The following is a 19,058-nucleotide window of genomic DNA, read 5'->3' on the forward strand; positions in this document are numbered from 1 at the left end:
GACAGAAGATGTTTATCTTTGGAGGTTGGTAACAGTAGCTTTTCTTTTTTAGATTCTCGCTGAAATTCATACTCTTTAGAATATTTTTTCAATCCGTTCTTGTTGGACTTGAGAAAGAATGTCTGTTTTGAGAGCGGTTGAATGGTTCCATTGTGTTGTTTTTCCCTTTATTGGTGACTTTAGCAAGAATGCTAAGAGAATTTTAGAAGGAAAGCTAAAGTCACCGTTGTTGTTTGGTGTTTAAGCTGCGGATTCTCTATTTTGCCGATTGGCAATCAGATCTTCTACCACTTGTGGTTCAGCAAGGGTCGAGATATCGCCTAAACTATCAAAATTATTTTCGGCAATTTTTCGTAAAATACGCCGCATAATTTTTCCTGACCGTGTTTTTGGCAATTGAGGGGCAAATTGAATTTTGTCCAAGATGGCAATGGAGCCAATTTCTTTTCTGACATGGCGAATAAGGTCTTTGTGTAACTCTTCACTTGGGGATGTCCCTTCCATTAAGGTGATAAAACTGTAAATTCCTTGTCCTTTAATGGGGTGAGGATAACCAACAATCGCTGCTTCTGAAATGGCGGGATGAGAAACAAGTGCGGATTCAATTTCGGCTGTTCCTAGTCTATGTCCAGAGACATTGAGAATGTCATCAACGCGTCCTGTAATCCAATAATAATCATCACTATCGCGCCTACAGCCATCGCCTGTGAAATATTTGCCTTTATATGTGGAAAAATAGGTTTCAATGAAGCGCTCATGATCATTGTAGAGGGTTCGCATTTGACCTGGCCATGAGTCAATGATGCAAAGATTCCCTTCTGCTTCGCCTTCTAAAACATTTCCTTGCTCGTCAACAATTTGGAGCTGAACACCGAAAAACGGACGTGTTGCTGAGCCTGCTTTGAGTGGTGTTGCACCAGGAAGGGGGGTGATCATATGCCCTCCTGTTTCTGTTTGCCACCATGTATCAAGGATGGGACAGCGATCATCTCCAACGGTGTGATAAAACCATTCCCATGCTTCTGGATTAATTGGCTCACCTACTGTGCCTAAAAGCCGCAAGGATGTTCTTTTCGAGTGTTCGACAAAGGAATTGCCCGCACCCATTAAGGCACGGATAGCTGTTGGTGCGGTATAGAGCGTGTTTACTTTATGTTTATCAACAATTTCCCAAAACCTGCCTTTGTCAGGAAAAGTTGGTGTTCCTTCAAACATCAAGGTGGTCGCACCATTGCATAGAGGGCCATAAATCAAGTAAGAATGACCGGTGATCCAGCCAATATCAGCAGTGCTCCAGTAAATTTCTCCAGGATGATAATCAAAAACATATTGATGTGTCATCGATACATAGACAAGATACCCTGCTGTTGTATGCAACACGCCTTTCGGTTTGCCTGTTGAACCCGAAGTGTAGAGAATAAAGAGTGGATCTTCAGCGTTCATTGGTTCTGCTGGGCAATCCGTTTTGGCATCGGAAACTTCTTCATGATACCAAAAATCACGCCCCTCTACCCAATGAATTGCTTTACTGGTGCGCCGTATGACCATCACTTGATCCACATCGACATGTTGGCGTGCTGCAATCTCAATGGCATGATCAACATTGTCTTTTAAGTTAATCTGTTTTCCTCCCCGTAAGCCTTGATCAGCGGTAATGATGAAGGTCGATTGGCAATCAACAATCCGTCCTGCTATTGCTTCAGCAGAAAAACCAGCAAAAATAACTGAATGAATGGCACCAATGCGGGCACAGGCGAGCATGGCATAGGCTGCTTCTGGAATCATCGGTAAGTAAATGGTAACTCTGTCGCCTTTTTTGATACCATGGTTCTTTAAAATATTGGCAAAGCGACAAACATGTTCATAAAGCGCATTATAGGTTATTTTTTTATCATGGTAAGGATTATCTCCTTCCCAAATCAGTGCGATTTCCTCGCCATGGGTTTTTAAATGGCGGTCAATACAATTATAGGCGACATTTGTTATTCCATCTTCATACCATCGAATGGGGACATCTGCGTTAAAGGAAGTATTTTTGACTTTTGTATAAGGTTTAAACCATGCAATGCGTTGACCATGTTTTGCCCAGAAACTTTCTGGATCATTGATACTTTCCCGATACCATTGTTGATAGGTCTCTTCATTGATGAAAGCATTTTTTTTTATATTCTCTGGTATTGGATGGATTTTTTCAGACATAAGTTCCCTCTCTTTATACTTTATATTTGGAAAAATCAGCTGTTGTAGTTTTATATTTTTGGCAGAATTTTTCCAAAAGTCTTTTCTTAAATGAAAATCCTCATGAGGAGATTAGACTAAATTACAAAAATTGGTATAGTCAATTTTAAAATCTGAAGTATTTATATTTAAAGAGATGTCTTAAAGAGAGACTATTTTTATGCTGTTTTACGGGGCTCAAGTGCAGCAAAGCACATTATAATATTGTAAAAAAATGCATAACAGTATATTAATATCGATAGTTTTTTATAAGCGCATTAAGAAATGAACGTTTAGAAAAATTTCATATAAAGCATTAACATCGATAAGGTGCGGATAATGCATAGATTATCGACATCCTTTGTAAAATTATTTACAAAACGCAACTATTGCGATGATAGAGATTTGTTCTTTGCGTAAATGTACAGAGTGTGCTCTTTAGTGCTTTGTGTTATAGTGTTTACGAATAATTTTAGGGGGTGATGTTGGGAGATGGGGACAAAGAGAGATGTTTCTTAAAGATCTCTATAAGTGAGCAATGCATTGAAAATAGAGCATTAACATCTTTTTTGTTTTTTACGACAAAAAAATCAAATGAACTCTTCAATGATGCGCACCCTAAAATATCCTCTTTAACGCAAAAAGAGATATGCTGGATAATGTATTGATTTGCATGTTCTTTGTGTTGTTCTGTCGTTTTGTAAAAGAAAATTTTATTAAGACTTAATATAAATTGAAATATCTCCGTAAAAAATCAATACTAAAGCATATAACACTTAAAAATAAAGAAGCTCTGATAGCTGACTTCCGATTGTAATCTAAAATTTTTCTATAAAAAATAAAAAAAACAGAGGGAAATATAATCATTGCGAAAAACAAATTTGCGATTTCATAACGGATATTCATTATAATAAAATCCTGATTGTAGTGTATGATATCGCATAGATATCTCTGAAAACTATTTCAAGCCTCTTTGTGTTAATTTATTAAGTAGATATTAATATAAAATAAAATATCTATGCAAAATTATAATAATAATTCATAGAATAACTAGTAATAAAAACAATGTAATAGGTAATTTCTAGTTATAAAATAAATGTTTACTGAAAAATAATAAAAATAGAAATATATAATTAATACATAGAATACTTTTATTTATTTAATGCATTTATATAGAAATATAAGAGCAAAAACTGTTGTTAACATAACTAATAAGTACATTATACGCTTTTTAAGATTATATCCTTTCAATTTCAGCACAATTATAAATATTAGTCCAACTAAAATTGTTTGAAATAATGCTTCCAATAATTTATGATAAATATCCATTATAAAAAATTATCTAAAAATTTATATAAACCAATATAGTTCAATAAAAGAATAACAATAAAAAATATAAAGCTTGTTAATAATGAATTTCTTATAGAATCTTTCCAACTGTAAGAAAAAAATTTATAATAAAAAAGATGTATTAAGCCAAAAAAAACTGTTACAATGAAATATTCAATAATTTTATGATTAAAATCTGACATTACTAAATCCAAATTATAATATATGAGATTATAAATATCTCTGAAGTCTATCTCAACTATAATTGTAGACAATATAACTTAGATATTTTTTTGAAAACAATTACAAAATCACTAACTTCAGAGATATCTTTGTATTTATTTTCTCTAAATTAGAAAAAACACTCCCAAGTTTTCTGTGCTAAACCCAAACCAAAACCTCCTAAGAAACCAGTCGTGGCGCCTATAACGCCACCCATAAGTGCACCTGGACCAGTTATAGAACCCGCTGCCATTCCGGTTATCCCTCCTGCAAATCCAAGCTCAAAACCCTGTTTATTCATGTGAGACATGAAATCATTAGGGCTACATGCTCTTGCATAAACAGGTGTTGAATCATTTAAAGTATAAACTAAACCTGAACCAAAATTACGCATATAAATCCTCCTTAATTATTTTGGAATCAACGTATCATTATGATACATGCAAATGCTTATCATTTTAATTTTTAAGTTGTTAAATATAATTTAATTATAGATATAACAAAATATATAAATAATTAAATATATTTTTGTATCTATATAAATATTCATTATATAATAAATGATATTTTTTATTTATAATATTTGATATATTAATGTAATATTCTTTTTATAAATTAATAAAAGCAAATAGAACATTTTGAAAAATTGATATTCTTGGTGAAGCTGTTCAAAAGAGCGCAAAGAAAGGGATGTGCATATCGAGCGCAGTCTTGTTGCTCTTGTTTTGTGTGTATGTGTGGGGCAATTGTTTTGTTTTTTGAGTGATTATCAATCGCCTTTTATTCTGTCATGTATGGAAAGTTTCTCTTTCTTTTTGTTGTTTTTATGGATTGTTGTTAGGGTATTAATATGGCTTTTGGTGTTTAATGGGGTATTTTAAAGGCTAACCAATGGGTTTGCATAAGAATTGGTGTCGTCTAAAACACCCAAGCCCATTTTACGACGCTGCTCGTGGATGATAGAGCGTAAAAGCCATTGAGCACCACCATCTTTACGCTTATGAAGGTAAAGGTGGCGCCATCATGCTCTTTGTCAGCCTCAATGTTGCGACAGCCCTTGGTCTTTAGACGATTCATAAGAGATATTTTTAGTCCTTTCTTTAGAGTTTTTTACCTACATGCCAGCTCCGTTTGTGATGTGTCGGCAAGGGATTCAGTTGATGCAAAATGAAATGTTTTAAGATAAGACACACTTACAAGATTTGGGGGTATGATACAAGTTGAAAATGATAATTTATCTTTATAAATCAATATGTTGTCTTGTAGATACGTTTTAAGACTTTTTCTGCTTGCTTTGCATATTTGGCAAAGGAGTGAGCTGCTTTTGTGGATTAGAGCGGTTGAAGCAATTAGCGGTTTTTTAAACGAGAATCTTGGCAATAATTGTACGTAATATTTTTTGCCATTGTTTATCGCGTGATGTCCTTTCTCCTTCGTGTGTAGTGCATTTTTATCATCCTATCATGACAAAGGGGTTCTTTTTTGCAGATTTTAATGCAGATGTGTTGAGAGAGGGCGCTGTCCAAATAGAGTAGAGCCAATGCGAAGGACGTTAGAGCCAAATTGTAGGGCTGTTTTAAAGTCATTGGACATGCCCATTGAAAGTTTTGCAAGATCAGCTTTTTTTGCTAATTTTGCTAATAGGGCGAAATAGGGTCCGGGGTTTTCTTGTACTGGGGGGATTGCCATAAGGCCGATGATGTTAAGTCCGTAATGATTTTTGCACTGGGTCACAAAAGGGACGACTTCTTCTGGTGGAATACCACTTTTTTGCGGTTCTAAGCCAATATTGACTTGAATATAGCAGGGGAGGTGTTTGTTCTGTTTTTGCATTTCGTCTGCTAAGCTCTTGGCTATTTTTTCACGGTCAATGGTTTGAATGACATCAAAAATTTTAACAGCTTCTGCTGTTTTATTGGATTGTAAAGGTCCGATGAGGTGAAGTTCGACCTTTTCAAATTGTTGACGCAGGTGGGGCCATTTTTCAGCAGCTTCTTGCACACGGTTTTCGGCGAAAAGGCGCTGTCCTGCTTGCAAAATGGGGCGTATATTATCGGCTTGGACAGTTTTTGAAACAGCGATAAGTTGGACTTCTTCTAAGGGGCGATTATAGCTTTGGCATGTTGTAGCAATGTCTTTTTGAAGGTTTTTCCATGCCTCAATGGAAGGATGAGGGGAAGGATTATTTTCTCTGTTCATAAGTGTCTTCTTTCTGTTTTTATTAAAGGATTGAACAATTGTTGATAGCGATTGCTTATAAGGGCTTTGTAAGATACTTAATAAAATATTGATTGAAAATATTGACGATGGAGTTAATCCATGGTCAAGCATAAAAACAAGTTTTTAGTTCAATTTTATTAAAGAGTATAATGACAATGACAATTGAACGTTCTAATTTAGGTGAACGCTATAATCCACGTGCCCACGAACAAAGGTGGCAAGCAATTTGGGATGAAAAAAAGATTTTTCAGACCGTTCAAGAAGATTGCCGTGAAAAATATTATGTTTTAGAGATGTTTCCTTATCCTTCTGGGCGCATTCACATGGGGCATGTGCGTAATTATGCCATGGGGGATGTTGTTGCGCGCTATAAACGTGCAAAGGGGTTTAATGTGCTGCATCCCATGGGGTGGGATGCTTTTGGGATGCCAGCTGAAAACGCTGCTATGCAAAATAAAGTGCATCCCAAAACTTGGACCTATCAAAATATTGCTGTAATGCGTGGGCAATTAAAACAATTAGGGCTCTCTCTAGATTGGTCACGTGAGTTTGCAACGTGTGATGTGGATTATTATCATCGCCAACAAATGTTGTTTCTTGATTTCTATCAAAAGGGTTTGGTGGCACGCAAAGTGGCCAAGGTCAATTGGGATCCGGTTGATCACACTGTGTTGGCAAATGAGCAGGTGATTGATGGTCGAGGATGGCGTTCTGGTGCGTTGGTGGAACAGCGTGAATTGACCCAGTGGTTTTTTAAAATTAGTGATTTTAGTGAAGAGCTTTTGGCTGGTCTTGAAAAGCTTGAACAGTGGCCGGAAAAAGTGCGCACGATGCAAAAAAATTGGATCGGTAAGTCACAAGGCTTACTCATTCGTTGGGCTTTAAAGTCAACAGATCCTGATGATGAAGTTTGTGAGGCATTGAACGAAGTCGTTTGTTATTCAACACGTCCTGACACGCTCTTTGGTGCTGCTTTTTTGGCGCTATCTATTGATCATCCTGTTGCTAAAGCTCTTGCGCAAAAAAACAAAGAATTGGCGGCTTTTATTGAAGAGTGTCGGTGTGGTGGAACAACAACGGTGGCTCTTGAAACCGCTGAAAAACAAGGGTTTCGTACATCGCTTTTGGCTGTTCATCCCTTTGAGCCAACGGTGCATGTTCCCGTTTATATCGCCAATTTTGTGCTGATGGACTATGGAACAGGGGCTGTTTTTGGTTGTCCTGCCCATGATCAGAGAGATTTGGATTTTGCCCGTAAATATGATCTTCCCGTACAGCCGGTGGTTTTGCCGAAAGGGGTTGAGAGAGAAGATTTTGTGATTGGGGAAACCGCTTATACCGGTGATGGTGTGATGATCAATTCACGCTTTTTGGATGGCTTGACACCACAACAAGCTTTTGAAGAAGCAGCGAAAAGGCTTGAGGGGCAAATGCTTCATGGGAAGCCCCAAGGGCAAAAAACCGTGCAGTTTCGATTGCGGGATTGGGGAATTTCGCGTCAACGTTATTGGGGATGTCCGATTCCAATGATCCATTGTACGTCTTGTGGGGTGGTTCCGGTGCCTCGCGCTGATTTGCCGGTGGTGTTGCCGGATGATGTGACTTTTGATCAGCCGGGCAATCCTCTTGATCGCCATCAAACATGGCAAAATGTTGCTTGCCCTGTTTGTGGGCAGCAGGCACGACGTGAAACCGATACTATGGACACATTTGTCGATTCTTCTTGGTATTATGCGCGTTTTACTGCGCCTTTTGCACAAGAACCCGTTGATAAAAAAGCAACAACGGAATGGTTGCCTGTGCAACAATATATTGGCGGAATTGAACACGCAATTTTACACCTTCTTTATGCGCGCTTTTTTATGCGAGCCATGAAAAGTGTGGGGTATGTGAGCGTTGATGAGCCGTTTAAGGGCCTTTTTACCCAAGGAATGGTGGTTCATGAAACCTATCGCGATGAGAAAGGGTGGGTTTCACCAGAAGAAATTGCGATTGTTGAAAGGGATGGAAAACGGCAAGCTTATAAATTGTCTGATAAAAGTGAAGTGACAATTGGTTTGATTGAAAAAATGTCAAAATCAAAAAAGAATGTCGTAGATCCTGATGATATTATCGCATCCTATGGAGCCGATACTGTGCGCTGGTTTGTGTTGTCAGATTCTCCTCCTGAACGCGATGTTATCTGGACGGAATCTGGTGTGGAGGGAGCGCACCGCTTTGTTCAACGTGTTTGGCGTTGTGTGGCTGTGAGTGCTTCAGTGTTAAAGGACGTCGCACCATGTGCGGGGCATCAAGGGGAAGCTTTGGAGCTCTCAAAGGTCGCTCATCGTACCCTTTGTGCTGTGGAAGATGATTTGGAAAAATTTGCCTTTAATCGTGCCATTGCACGCCTTTATGAGTTCTTGAATATTATGGCTCCGTTGTTAAATAAGGTAGAAAGTGTTGAAGATGAAATGAAGGCAGCTTTGCGTCAAGCGATGGATTTTTTTCTTGCGCTGATTGCGCCTATTATGCCTCATTTGGCAGAGGAATGTCATGCTGCTTTAGGTGGAAAATCCTTGATTTCTGAACTTGCGTGGCCTGTTTATGACCCCGCATTAACTGTTGAAGAATGCTATACTTTACCGGTACAGATTAATGGTAAAAAACGTGGTGAGGTGCGGGTGGCAGCAACAGCGAGTGAAGCAATGATTGAAGAAGCTGTATTAGCTCTTGATTTTGTACAGGCGCATCTTGTTGAAAAATCGGTCAAGAAAATGGTTATTGTTCCAAAAAGGATTGTCAATGTCGTTATTTAGGAAATTTATTTTTGTCGGCTTAGCGGGTTTTCTTACGCTTTTGTGTGGATGTAGAATTGAACCGCTTTATCAGCAGGGATCACAGATTTCGACAACAATAAGATCTGTCGATTCTGTTTTTGAGGATTCATCTGCGAAACAAAAACCTTTGAGTCTTTCCCAAAAATTAGCCTCCATTGTTGTTGCAGAACCATCCGATCGTTTTGGTCAAATGGTCCGCAATCATTTGCTGTTTCTTCTGTATGGAAATGGGCAGACACCTTCTACACCAGCTTATCAATTGGCATTGAAAACATCGACCTTTACACGCAATTCTGTACAGATCGAGATGGATCGCGAGAGAAAAAGAGAGGGGCGTCCTTCTGTTGGAACCGTGATGGGTAAAGTTTCCTATGTTTTGCAAGATATGAAAGGTGTTTTGCTTGCTGAAAGTACGGTAAGCATGAGCGCGTCTTTTGAACGACTCCGCCAAGAATATGCAACTTTGCAAGCAGAAGAAGATGCACAAAAGCGTGTGGCGGAAGAATTGGCTGAAGAGATTCTCCTGATGCTTTCAAAAGATCTTTCAAGTCGTTAGGCAATATTTTGTCCGGTTTTTTTCCAATCTTCTAGGAAGATTTGTAAGCCTTTATCGGTTAAAGGATGTTTAGCCAGCGCTTTTAAGATTGCTGGTGGGACAGTGGCAACATCTGCACCGCTTAGTGCCGCTTCTTTGACGTGGTTAACGGTGCGGATTGAGGCTGCTAAAATTTGTGTTGTAAAACTGTAGTTATCGTAGATTGCACGAATCTCATGAAGCAATTGCGTACCATCTATGGAACAATCATCGAGTCTGCCGATGAAAGGTGAGATAAATGTTGCCCCTGCTTTGGCAGCTAGGAGAGCTTGATTGGCTGAAAAACAAAGGGTAAGATTTGTTTTTAATCCCTGTGTGGTCAGGGCTTTACAGGCTTTCAATCCCTCGAGCGTTAAGGGAAGCTTTATGCAAATATTCTCAGCAATTTTTGCTAAAACAGCGGCTTCTTTCATCATGCTTTCAAATTGTGTTGCTGTCACTTCAGCAGAAACAGGCCCATCAATGAGATGACAAATTTCTTTTATAACCTCGAGAATATTGCGTCCCGATTTGAGAATGAGAGAGGGATTGGTGGTGACACCATCCACGAGGCCTAAATTTTGTAATTCTCGGATCTCTTCAATATCAGCACTATCGACAAAAAATTTCATCTCAAATCTCCTCGTTTGGGGGCTTGTTCCTTCATGGACGCTCATTTTTTATTCTGTTTTTCGTTATGCGCTCTTGTTTGGCGCAAAAGCAAGAGGAAGAATTCTTCTTTATGTTCTTATTCCACATGATGCTATTAAAGCCAACAGGAGTTTTGAAGGTTTATGCGCAGATTTTCTATGTCATCACATAAATTTGCTAAAAGAACAAAATTGGGGAGGGAGTTGTTTGTCTTGTGAGCTTAGCATTCTTATTCATGCTGAAATGGATAAAACTCCATTTTTATGAAGGGGAGGATGCATTTTTGTTTGTTTTTTATGGGGGGATGTGAAGACGCTTCTTGTGGAAAAGATGCTTTCGTAAAACAGCGTCATTGGTTTGCCCATTTACGGGCTTTTTTAAGAAACCTTTCTTAAAGCACTCCAGCGCATTTCACGACGGTGCTTGCGAGAGGTATAGCGTTAAAGTCCTTGAAGGATCACCATCTTTATGTTTGTAAAGAAAAGTCTGCACTATCATTCTCTTTGCTAGCCTCCAGCGTTGTAATAGCCCTTGCATTAAGATGACTTATAAAAGATACTTTGCTCCTTTCTTCTCATTTTTATTCATCCGCAAGTTTTGTTTGTGACATGTGGGAACATGATTTTACTTGATTCAAAATGAAAGATTTTAAGGTGAGAAAATCTGACATATTGCGGGTCTTATTCAACAGAGAAAATGATCAATGATCGTTATCAATTAGGGTTGTTGATGAGGAGAGGATCATAAATCAGAGAAATGATTTTCTGCAATGCTCTCAAGAAAACGAGTGGTGTGAAGACACTCTGTGCGCAGGCTGGCATGGTGATTGTAGAAAAGAACGCGTGTGACGTTTCGAGAAAAAATGATGGAATCTGTAATAGCAGAAGAGTTTCTCTTTTGGTGTTTTTTTGTTGTGGATGCTTATCGTTCTTGGCTTTTATCTGCTATGGAGAAGAGAGAATTTTGTGGTTTCATGATGGTTGGTGTATGGATGAGGTGTTGTTGGAGGGTTGGAATGGAATGTCCTGCTGGGGATGCTTCATCAATGGAAGTTGGAAAAGAAGCCAGATGCGCTTTGTGGAAGAGATTTGTGTAAAATTTGAGACAAAAGATGAAGTCAAATGTGACAGAAGATGTGCGGGAGAGGAAGATCGTTTCGGTATTGGTGCCTCTTCCTGTTGATCAGGCTTATAGTTATGAGGTGCCATCTTCTATGGAGGCTGGAATTGGCTGTTTTGTTCGTGTTCCGGTGATGGGGCGCCAAGTTTGTGGTGTGGTAGTGGATGTTGAAGAGGAGACAGTCAAAGAGGGGCAAGGCGCTGGAGTGAATGGTCGAAAACTCCGTTCTCTCCTTCATGTTTTTGATTGTCCGCCTTTAAAGGCGGAGATGTTAACATTCTTGCGTTTTGTTGGTCGCTATACGATGACTCCTATTGGACTTGTTGCACGATTTGTTTTGTGTGTGCCGGCTGCTTTAGAACCAGAAGCGCAAATGCCGGGCTTGCGATATTGTGGAGGAGATGTGGAGCGTCTCACACCAGCGCGATTACGGGTTTTGGAGTTGGTGCGCGGTGGTGGGATTTGGACACGTTCTGGTCTTGCGCATGCGGCGGGAACTTCTGTTTCTGTTGTTGAGGGATTAAAAGCGCTGGGAATTTTTGAAGAGGTTATGGTGCCGCCGCCTGCTCTTGTGGGCAAGCCTGATGCTGATTTTTGTCCCCCTCAGTTGGAAGGAGCACAAAAGGAGGTTGCACGCCTTTTGCGAGAAGCTGTTTTGTCTTCTCGGTTTCAAGTGTTTCTGCTTGATGGGGTGACGGGGTCAGGAAAGACAGAAGTCTATTTTGAAGCTGTGGCGCAGGCACTTATGGGGGGTAAGCAGGTTTTAATTCTCTTGCCGGAAATTGCTTTAACCCAACAATTTTTAGATCGTTTTCATGCACGTTTTGGAGCTGCTGCTGCTGAGTGGCATTCCGATTTGGCGCCGCGGCGGCGTGAACGTGTGTGGCGGCAAGTTGCAGAAGGGCGGGTGCGGGTTGTGGCTGGAGCGCGTTCAGCGCTTTTCCTTCCCTTTTCAGAGCTTGGTTTAATTGTCGTTGATGAGGAGCATGATGGTGCTTATAAACAAGAAGAGCGCGTTTTCTATCACGCGCGTGATATGGCGGTGGCTCGGGGATCTTTCGAGCATTTTCCTGTTGTTTTATCTTCAGCGACACCGTCGATTGAAAGCCAAGCAAATGTTTTGTCAGGGCGTTATCAAAAGGTGCATTTGCCTTCGCGTTTTAAAGCCGCTGCACTTCCAAAGTTGCGGGTGGTTGATATGCGTCAAGGCGGTGTGCAAAAGGGGCGTTTTATTTCTTCTCCTCTTGAAGACGCTTTGACACAAACCCTCGAGAAGGGTGAGCAGGCACTGCTTTTTCTTAATCGCCGTGGTTATGCACCTTTAACTTTGTGCCGAATTTGTGGACATCGGTTTCATTGTAATGATTGTTCAAGTTGGTTGGTAGAGCATCGTTTACAAGGGCAATTGAAGTGTCATCATTGCGGATATCATCAACCCATTCCAGAGGCATGTCCTGAATGTGGGACGCTAGATCATTTGGTCGCTTGTGGTCCGGGGGTGGAGAGAATTGCTGAGGAGACACGAAAACTTTTTCCACAGGCGCGGTTGTTAATCCTCTCAACGGATCTCAAAGGTGGAATTGGTCAGTTGCGGCGCGAATTGGAAACAATTGCTAATGGTGAAGTGGATGTTATTATCGGAACGCAGCTTGTCGCTAAGGGACACCATTTTCCTGGGTTGTCTCTGGTTGGGGTAATTGATGCTGATCTTGGGCTTGCCAATGGTGATTTACGCGCCGCAGAGCGTACCTTTCAACTCTTGTCTCAGGTTACAGGAAGAGCAGGGCGGATGGGGTTGGAAAGTCTAGGATTGTTGCAAACCTATCAACCAGAGCATCCCGTCATACAGGCTTTGCTTTCTCAACAATGTGAGGATTTTTATACGCATGAGATTGCACTGCGTCAGCAGCATCATCTTCCACCTTATGGACGACTTGCCTCTTTGATTGTCTCTTCAGAACAACGTCAAGCTGCAGAGCATTATGCCCGTGTCTTGCGCCAAGTGGCACCACGGGAGAAAAATATCTCGCTCATGGGGCCAGCAGAAGCACCATTAGCTCTGATTCGGGGGCGTTATCGTTTTCGGCTTTTACTTCAGGGACAGCGTTCCTTTGATATCCAAGGCTTTATTCGTACAATGCTTGCAAATGCACCTAAAATGCCTTCTTCTGTTCGGGTTCAAATTGATATTGATCCACAAAGCTTTCTCTAAAAGTACGGTAAGATGATCATAGCGTGGGGAGACTTCTTTGTGAGATGCCTTAAGGAGAGAGTATAAAAGATTCTGTTTTCCCTTTTTGTAAGGCAATTGAGGGGGGTGCTTATAAGTTTGACAGGATACATTTTTGGCGTAGTGGGAGCTGTTTTTCTGAAAGAAAGTCTAACATTAGAGAAGTTTCTTTTGTTTTTGCTGTTAGAATGTTTGTGAAGCAAAGAAAGAGGCTTGAAAAATCTCTCAGAAGGTGTCAAAAGAAAATACGAAGAAAAACTGTGGTGTTAACCTGCATATTCTAAGAAATTGTTTTCAAAAATATTTTGAATATTTTATTAAAATTTTTAGAAAGCATCAATTTGGAGTGTTGCGAGTCGATTATGTCTGTGCTAGAAACCCAAAAGTTTTTTATTCTAGGTTTTAAGGAGTGAGTTCTTAAAATTTAGAGTGTCTAATTTATTTCATCTGATAGTTATCAGAGAGTCGCTCAAGGGAAAGAGGCGGTATTTCGTGTCGGATTCATTTTCTCTTATACCGCTGCCATTGGTAGATCAACGCTATGCACAAGCGTTTTTTGATTTCGTTCAAGAAGCAGGGGCTGTTGAAAAAGTTGAAAAGGCAGTGGCATCTTTTTTACTTGTCTTGGATCAAAATGAGGACTTAAAACGCTTTGTGCGAAGTCCCTTTTTTTCAGTAAAAGAACAAGTGAAAGCGATGCGTTCTGTTGTTCAATCACTCAAATTTGATGATGAGAGTGCTGGTCAGATTGTTGGTAATTTTTTACGCGTTATTGTGGTAAATCGTCGGCTTGGTGCCTTGTCTGGTATTTTACATGCTTTTCAACGTCGTGTTGCTCTCTCTCGTAGGGAAATTTCGGCGCAGGTTGTTTCTGCTTATCCGTTAAATTCTCATCAGGAACAAGAGGTGCGGGTGGCTTTGGAAAGTGTCGTTGGGGGAAAAATTTTGCTAAACACCTTTGTAGATCCAACAATTCTTGGTGGATTGGTCATTCGTGTGGGGGCGTCTCAGATTGATACGTCTCTTGCAACAAAATTATCTTCGCTTAAGCTTGCATTGAAAAAAGAGGTTAGTTGATGGATATTAGACCATCTGAAATTTCAAAAATTCTCAAAGAGCAAATCAGGGACTTTGACCAAAAGGCTGAAGTTTCAGAGATTGGTTGGGTTCTCTCGGTGGGGGATGGTATCGCCCGCGTTTATGGTTTGGATAATGTCCAAGCAGGAGAAATGGTGTCCTTTTCAAATGGTGTGCGTGGTATGGCACTGAATTTGGAAATCGATAATGTCGGGGTTGTGATCTTCGGGTCAGATCGCGATATTCGTGAAGGTGATACCGTTAAACGGTTGGGCACTATTGTTGATGTTCCTGTTGGTCCTGCTCTCCTTGGACGTGTTGTTGATGCATTGGGAAACCCTATCGATGGTAAGGGGCCCATTAAAGCAACAGAACGCCGTCGTGTTGATGTGAAAGCTCCAGGAATTATTCCACGTCAGTCTGTGCATGAGCCAATGTCGACCGGATTGAAAGCTATTGATGCGCTCATTCCCATTGGGCGCGGACAGCGTGAATTGGTGATTGGTGATCGTCAAACTGGAAAAACAGCGATTCTGCTCGATACATTTTTAAACCAAAAGCCATTTCATGAAAAAAATGCGGGGCAAAACAAAGATAAGGTCTATTGTATTTATGTGGCTATTGGGCAAAAGCGTTCAACGGTTGCGCAATTTGTTAAAGTGTTAGAAGAACGTGGGGCGCTTGAATATTCCATTATCGTTGCGGCTACCGCCTCTGATCCTGCTCCGCTGCAATTTATTGCGCCTCTTGCTGGGTGTGCGATGGGTGAATATTTCCGTGACAATGGTCAACATGCCCTAATTGGTTATGATGATCTTTCCAAACAGGCCGTTGCTTATCGCCAAATGTCCCTTTTGTTGCGTCGTCCACCAGGGCGTGAAGCTTATCCTGGTGATGTTTTCTATCTTCATTCACGCCTTTTAGAACGGGCTGCGAAGCTCAATGCTGAAAATGGTTCGGGATCGTTGACTGCTTTGCCCGTGATTGAGACGCAAGCAAATGACGTTTCTGCTTATATTCCTACCAATGTGATTTCCATTACCGATGGACAGATTTTTTTGGAGACTAATTTATTCTATCAGGGAATTCGTCCTGCCGTGAATGTTGGTCTTTCTGTTTCGCGTGTTGGTTCTGCTGCACAGATTAAGGCGATGAAACAGGTTGCTGGTTCGATTAAAGGTGAATTGGCACAATATCGGGAAATGGCTGCTTTTGCACAATTTGGTTCCGATTTGGATGCCTCCACGCAACGTCTTTTAAATCGTGGCGCGCGCTTGACAGAACTGTTGAAACAGCCGCAGTTTTCTCCCCTGAAAACAGAAGAGCAGGTCGCTGTCATCTTTGCTGGGGTGAATGGTTATCTTGATCCTTTGGCTGTTTGCGATGTTGCGCGATTCGAACAGGGACTTTTAACCCTTCTGCGGAGTGATCACCAGGATCTTTTGCAAGCAATTGCTAATCAGAAACAATTAACCGATGAACTTAAGGATAAGTTGCTCATTGTTCTTAAGTCTTATGCGAAAAATTTTTCGTGATAAATTGATGGAATGCTCGAATGGCATCGTTGAAGGATCTTAGAGACCGTATCGCCTCGGTTAAGGCAACTCAGAAAATTACCAAAGCCATGCAGATGGTTGCGGCAGCGAGGTTGCACCGTGCGCAAGAGGCAGCTCAGTGCGCGCGCCCTTATGCACAGCGCATGGCTGCTGTTTTAGCGAATGTTGCTGCTGATGTTGATGCGATTGATGCGCCTCCCCTTATGCGCGGTACCGGTCGAGATGATGTGCATCTTTTGGTGGTGTGTACCGCTGAGCGGGGATTGTGTGGTGCTTTTAATGTGCAGATTGCTAGGCGTGCACGCGAACAGATTAAAACACTGCTTGCTGCTGGTAAAATCGTTAAAATTTTAACCGTGGGTAAAAAGGGGGCAGATATTTTATCGCGTGACTATAAAGCTTTGATGGTTGATCACATTGATTTGCATTCTGTCAAACGGATTGGTTTTACTGAAGCAGCGATGATTAGTCAGCGGATTATTGATTTGTTCAATGAAGGCGCTTTTGATGTCTGTACGTTGTTTTATTCTGAATTTGTTTCAGTGATTAATCAGCGTCCTACCGCTTTTGGTTTGATTCCAATGACTTCTGCCAAAGGAGCTGCTGAGACAAGAGAGACTGTTAAAAAGACAGAGAAGAGCCAAGATCTACAGACGATGGTTTATGATTATGAGCCCGATGCGGCCTCTCTTTTAGAGGCGCTTGTTCCACGCAATCTTTCCGTGCAAATCTTTAGGGCTTTGCTGGAAAATGTTGCTGGTGAAATGGGCGCGAAGATGACGGCTATGGATAATGCATCACGCAATGCGGGCGAAATGATTAATAAATTGACGGTGGCTTATAATCGTCAGCGTCAGGCACAAATCACGACGGAATTGATCGAAATTATTGCGGGCGCTGAAGCGCTTTAAATGGAAAAGGTAAGAATTGATGGTAAAAGCAGTGACGTCAAGCAAGGAAGCAGTAAAAGTTGAGAAAAAGAAAACAGCTGCTCGTTCAGGCGTGAAAAAAGCCGCCTCAAAATCTCAAACGAGCGTTAAGGATTCTTCGGATCTTAAGCGTGCACCTTCTCAAAAAGATGTGCGAACAAGTTCTAAAGATGTTCGTCAAAAGGGCGCTGTTGGTGAGATTAAACAGGTGATTGGTGCTGTCGTTGATGTGCAGTTTGAAGGTGCGTTGCCAAATATTCTCAATGCATTGGAAACAGACAATTTAGGAAATCGGTTGGTTTTAGAAGTTGCGCAGCATTTGGGTGAAAATACTGTTCGTACAATTGCTATGGATACCACCGATGGGTTGACACGTGGTCAAAAGGTCTTTGATACAGGAACACAGATCTGTGTGCCGGTAGGAGAAGCAACGCTTGGTCGTATTATGAATGTGATTGGAGAACCGGTCGATAATGTTGGTCCAATTGCTGCGGCGAAAATGCGCTCTATTCACCAAGATGCTCCTGAATATGTCGAGCAATCAACCGTGTCAGAAATTCTTGTCACCGGTATTAAGGTTGTTGATTTGCTCGCGCCTTATTCTAAGGGGGGAAAGATCGGTCTGTTTGGGGGCGCTGGGGTTGGAAAAACCGTTCTCATTATGGAGTTGATCAACAATATTGCAAAAGCCCATGGGGGGTATTCTGTCTTTGCTGGTGTGGGAGAGCGCACACGTGAAGGAAATGACCTCTATTATGAAATGATCGAAAGTCGTGTGAATGTGAACCCAAAAGAGAATAATGGTTCAACGGAAGGGTCAAAATGTGCGCTTGTTTACGGGCAAATGAATGAACCACCAGGTGCACGTGCACGCGTCGCTCTTTCCGGATTGACGATAGCAGAAAGCTTCCGTGATGAAGGGCAGGATGTTCTTTTCTTCGTGGATAATATTTTCCGCTTTACGCAAGCTGGTGCTGAAGTTTCTGCTCTTTTGGGACGTATCCCTTCTGCTGTTGGATATCAACCAACTTTGGCAACCGATATGGGGGCTTTGCAAGAGCGTATTACCAGTACGAAAACAGGGTCTATTACTTCTGTGCAGGCTATCTATGTTCCAGCAGATGACTTGACCGATCCAGCACCCGCAACGTCTTTTGCCCATTTGGATGCAACAACAGTTCTTTCACGCTCGATCGCTGAAAAGGGAATTTATCCCGCCGTTGATCCGTTGGATTCTTTCTCACGTATGCTGGATCCTCTGATTGTGGGGGAAGAGCATTATACTGTTGCTTGTCAAGTGCAAACCATTTTGCAACGCTATAGAGCGCTCCAGGATATTATTGCTATTCTTGGCATGGATGAACTTTCTGAAGATGATAAGTTGCTGGTGGGGCGGGCACGTAAAATTGAACGCTTCCTTTCGCAGCCTTTCCATGTTGCTGAAGCCTTTACAGGTTCACCTGGAAAACTCGTGCCTTTAGAAGAGACAATTAAAGGCTTTAAAGGTCTTTGTGCTGGTGATTATGATGACTTGCCAGAAGCAGCTTTTTATATGGTCGGTTCAATTGATGAAGCCATTGAAAAAGGAAAGCGTCTTATTGCAGAGGCTTCTTCATAAGAGGTAATTTGTAAGGGATGCTTGTTGTGAAGAGAATGAAAATTCCTTGTTTCGAGCTTCGTGGAGATTTTTGTGGAACATAATAAAGAAGAGCATTTTTTGTTTGAGCTTGTATCGCCTGAGAAGATTGTCTTTTCAGAGCAAGTGGTATCGGTTGTTCTTCCTTCAGCGTCCGGTGCTTTGACAGTTATGGCGCATCATGCTCCTTTGGTCGCAAGCATTGTGTTGGGCAGTGTTCGTATTTGTACTTCTTCAGGGGAAAAGCTATTTGCCGTTTGTGGCGGTGTTGCTAATATTACCTTTTCGGGATGTTCTCTTTTGGTTGAGCATGTTGTTGCTGTTGAGCATCTTTCTTTTGATGCGTTGGAACAGCAGATTTTGCAAGTTCGAGCAACATTGGAAGGGGAGAAAAGTGATACGGCAAACCGTAAGAGGGAAGAATTCTTTCATCAATTGGCAGTTGGTGCTGGGGTGAGTGAGGCGTAAAGGATTATACG

15 protein-coding genes are annotated in these 19,058 nt (G+C 41.2%); 10 read left to right on the forward strand and 5 right to left on the reverse strand.

Translation table 11 applies throughout. The features are described 5' to 3' along the window. The first annotated feature begins 118 nt into the window (after positions 1–118). On the forward strand, positions 119–244 hold the full coding sequence (locus AC0QT1_RS01325; RefSeq protein ID WP_473201476.1) for a hypothetical protein: 126 nt from the start codon (positions 119–121) through the stop codon (positions 242–244). Here AC0QT1_RS01325 and acs read toward each other — a convergent pair. The 4 genes from acs to AC0QT1_RS01345 all read right to left on the reverse strand — a co-directional run bounded on the left by acs (position 241) and on the right by AC0QT1_RS01345 (position 5,967). Continuing rightward, positions 241–2,199, reverse strand: coding sequence for an acetate--CoA ligase (gene acs, locus AC0QT1_RS01330; RefSeq protein ID WP_473201477.1), 1,959 nt, complete (start codon positions 2,197–2,199; stop codon positions 241–243). The genes AC0QT1_RS01325 and acs overlap by 4 nt on opposite strands. A 1,699-nt stretch (positions 2,200–3,898) precedes the next feature. Beyond that, positions 3,899–4,162 carry a hypothetical protein gene (locus AC0QT1_RS01335; RefSeq protein WP_473201478.1) on the reverse strand — a complete coding sequence of 88 codons (264 nt, stop codon included), beginning with the start codon at positions 4,160–4,162 and terminating at the stop codon, positions 3,899–3,901. 524 nt (positions 4,163–4,686) lie between these two features. Next, the gene (locus AC0QT1_RS01340) at positions 4,687–4,845 is read right to left on the reverse strand and encodes a hypothetical protein (RefSeq protein ID WP_473201479.1); all 159 of its coding nucleotides are present in this window, start codon (positions 4,843–4,845) and stop codon (positions 4,687–4,689) included. A 414-nt stretch (positions 4,846–5,259) separates the two neighbouring features. Then, positions 5,260–5,967: a YggS family pyridoxal phosphate-dependent enzyme gene (locus AC0QT1_RS01345; RefSeq protein ID WP_473201480.1), complete on the reverse strand. Its 708-nt coding sequence runs from the start codon at positions 5,965–5,967 to the stop codon at positions 5,260–5,262. A 176-nt stretch (positions 5,968–6,143) separates the two neighbouring features. Between AC0QT1_RS01345 and leuS the strand changes: the two genes are divergently transcribed. Together leuS and lptE are read left to right on the forward strand one after the other, a co-directional pair. Then, positions 6,144–8,786, forward strand: coding sequence for a leucine--tRNA ligase (leuS, locus tag AC0QT1_RS01350; RefSeq protein WP_473201481.1), 2,643 nt, complete (start codon positions 6,144–6,146; stop codon positions 8,784–8,786). Beyond that, a complete protein-coding gene (gene lptE / locus AC0QT1_RS01355) occupies positions 8,773–9,363 on the forward strand; it encodes an LPS assembly lipoprotein LptE (RefSeq protein ID WP_473201482.1) in 591 nt (196 codons plus the stop codon). The genes leuS and lptE overlap by 14 nt, the downstream gene beginning before the upstream one ends. Here the strand turns inward: lptE and fsa are convergent. Further along, a complete protein-coding gene (gene fsa / locus AC0QT1_RS01360; RefSeq protein WP_473201483.1) occupies positions 9,360–10,013 on the reverse strand; it encodes a fructose-6-phosphate aldolase in 654 nt (217 codons plus the stop codon). The two genes, lptE and fsa, sit on opposite strands and share 4 nt — an antisense overlap. An 881-nt stretch (positions 10,014–10,894) precedes the next feature. On the opposite strand from fsa, the gene AC0QT1_RS01365 reads away from it, so the two are divergent. The 7 genes from AC0QT1_RS01365 to atpC all read left to right on the forward strand — a co-directional run bounded on the left by AC0QT1_RS01365 (position 10,895) and on the right by atpC (position 19,047). Then, complete coding sequence (locus tag AC0QT1_RS01365) at positions 10,895–11,128, forward strand: hypothetical protein (RefSeq protein ID WP_473199765.1); 234 nt, start codon at positions 10,895–10,897, stop codon at positions 11,126–11,128. 15 nt (positions 11,129–11,143) lie between these two features. Then, positions 11,144–13,363 (forward strand): primosomal protein N', encoded by a 2,220-nt coding sequence (locus AC0QT1_RS01370; protein ID WP_473201484.1) that lies wholly within the window; start codon positions 11,144–11,146, stop codon positions 13,361–13,363. Between the two features lie 510 nt (positions 13,364–13,873). Beyond that, positions 13,874–14,458, forward strand: a complete 585-nt coding sequence (gene atpH / locus AC0QT1_RS01375) for an ATP synthase F1 subunit delta (RefSeq protein WP_473199763.1) — start codon at positions 13,874–13,876, stop codon at positions 14,456–14,458. Continuing rightward, positions 14,458–15,993, forward strand: a complete 1,536-nt coding sequence (gene atpA, locus AC0QT1_RS01380; RefSeq protein WP_473199762.1) for a F0F1 ATP synthase subunit alpha — start codon at positions 14,458–14,460, stop codon at positions 15,991–15,993. Before atpH ends, atpA begins: the two co-directional genes overlap by 1 nt. A 20-nt stretch (positions 15,994–16,013) precedes the next feature. Next, complete coding sequence (locus tag AC0QT1_RS01385) at positions 16,014–16,925, forward strand: F0F1 ATP synthase subunit gamma (RefSeq protein WP_473199761.1); 912 nt, start codon at positions 16,014–16,016, stop codon at positions 16,923–16,925. A 19-nt stretch (positions 16,926–16,944) separates the two neighbouring features. Next, the gene (gene atpD, locus AC0QT1_RS01390; RefSeq protein WP_473201485.1) at positions 16,945–18,561 is read left to right on the forward strand and encodes a F0F1 ATP synthase subunit beta; all 1,617 of its coding nucleotides are present in this window, start codon (positions 16,945–16,947) and stop codon (positions 18,559–18,561) included. 72 nt (positions 18,562–18,633) lie between these two features. Continuing rightward, the gene (gene atpC / locus AC0QT1_RS01395; RefSeq protein ID WP_473199759.1) at positions 18,634–19,047 is read left to right on the forward strand and encodes an ATP synthase F1 subunit epsilon; all 414 of its coding nucleotides are present in this window, start codon (positions 18,634–18,636) and stop codon (positions 19,045–19,047) included. Positions 19,048–19,058: the final 11 nt, after the last annotated feature.

The sequence above is a fragment of the Bartonella sp. P12B genome, assembly GCF_055796185.1.

Excerpts from the sequence above, each read along its gene's own strand:
- AC0QT1_RS01325 (WP_473201476.1), top strand. The coding sequence starts at position 119 with ATGTCTGTTTTGAGAGCGGTTGAATGGTTCCATTGTGTTGTTTTTCCC.
- leuS (WP_473201481.1), top strand. The coding sequence starts at position 6,144 with ATGACAATTGAACGTTCTAATTTAGGTGAACGCTATAATCCACGTGCC.
- AC0QT1_RS01385 (WP_473199761.1), top strand. The coding sequence starts at position 16,014 with ATGGCATCGTTGAAGGATCTTAGAGACCGTATCGCCTCGGTTAAGGCA.
- AC0QT1_RS01365 (WP_473199765.1), top strand. The coding sequence starts at position 10,895 with ATGATGGAATCTGTAATAGCAGAAGAGTTTCTCTTTTGGTGTTTTTTT.
- AC0QT1_RS01370 (WP_473201484.1), top strand. The coding sequence starts at position 11,144 with ATGAAGTCAAATGTGACAGAAGATGTGCGGGAGAGGAAGATCGTTTCG.
- lptE (WP_473201482.1), top strand. The coding sequence starts at position 8,773 with ATGTCGTTATTTAGGAAATTTATTTTTGTCGGCTTAGCGGGTTTTCTT.
- fsa (WP_473201483.1), bottom strand. The coding sequence starts at position 10,013 with ATGAAATTTTTTGTCGATAGTGCTGATATTGAAGAGATCCGAGAATTA.
- atpD (WP_473201485.1), top strand. The coding sequence starts at position 16,945 with ATGGTAAAAGCAGTGACGTCAAGCAAGGAAGCAGTAAAAGTTGAGAAA.
- acs (WP_473201477.1), bottom strand. The coding sequence starts at position 2,199 with ATGTCTGAAAAAATCCATCCAATACCAGAGAATATAAAAAAAAATGCT.
- atpA (WP_473199762.1), top strand. The coding sequence starts at position 14,458 with ATGGATATTAGACCATCTGAAATTTCAAAAATTCTCAAAGAGCAAATC.
- AC0QT1_RS01345 (WP_473201480.1), bottom strand. The coding sequence starts at position 5,967 with ATGAACAGAGAAAATAATCCTTCCCCTCATCCTTCCATTGAGGCATGG.
- AC0QT1_RS01335 (WP_473201478.1), bottom strand. The coding sequence starts at position 4,162 with ATGCGTAATTTTGGTTCAGGTTTAGTTTATACTTTAAATGATTCAACA.
- AC0QT1_RS01340 (WP_473201479.1), bottom strand. The coding sequence starts at position 4,845 with ATGAATCGTCTAAAGACCAAGGGCTGTCGCAACATTGAGGCTGACAAA.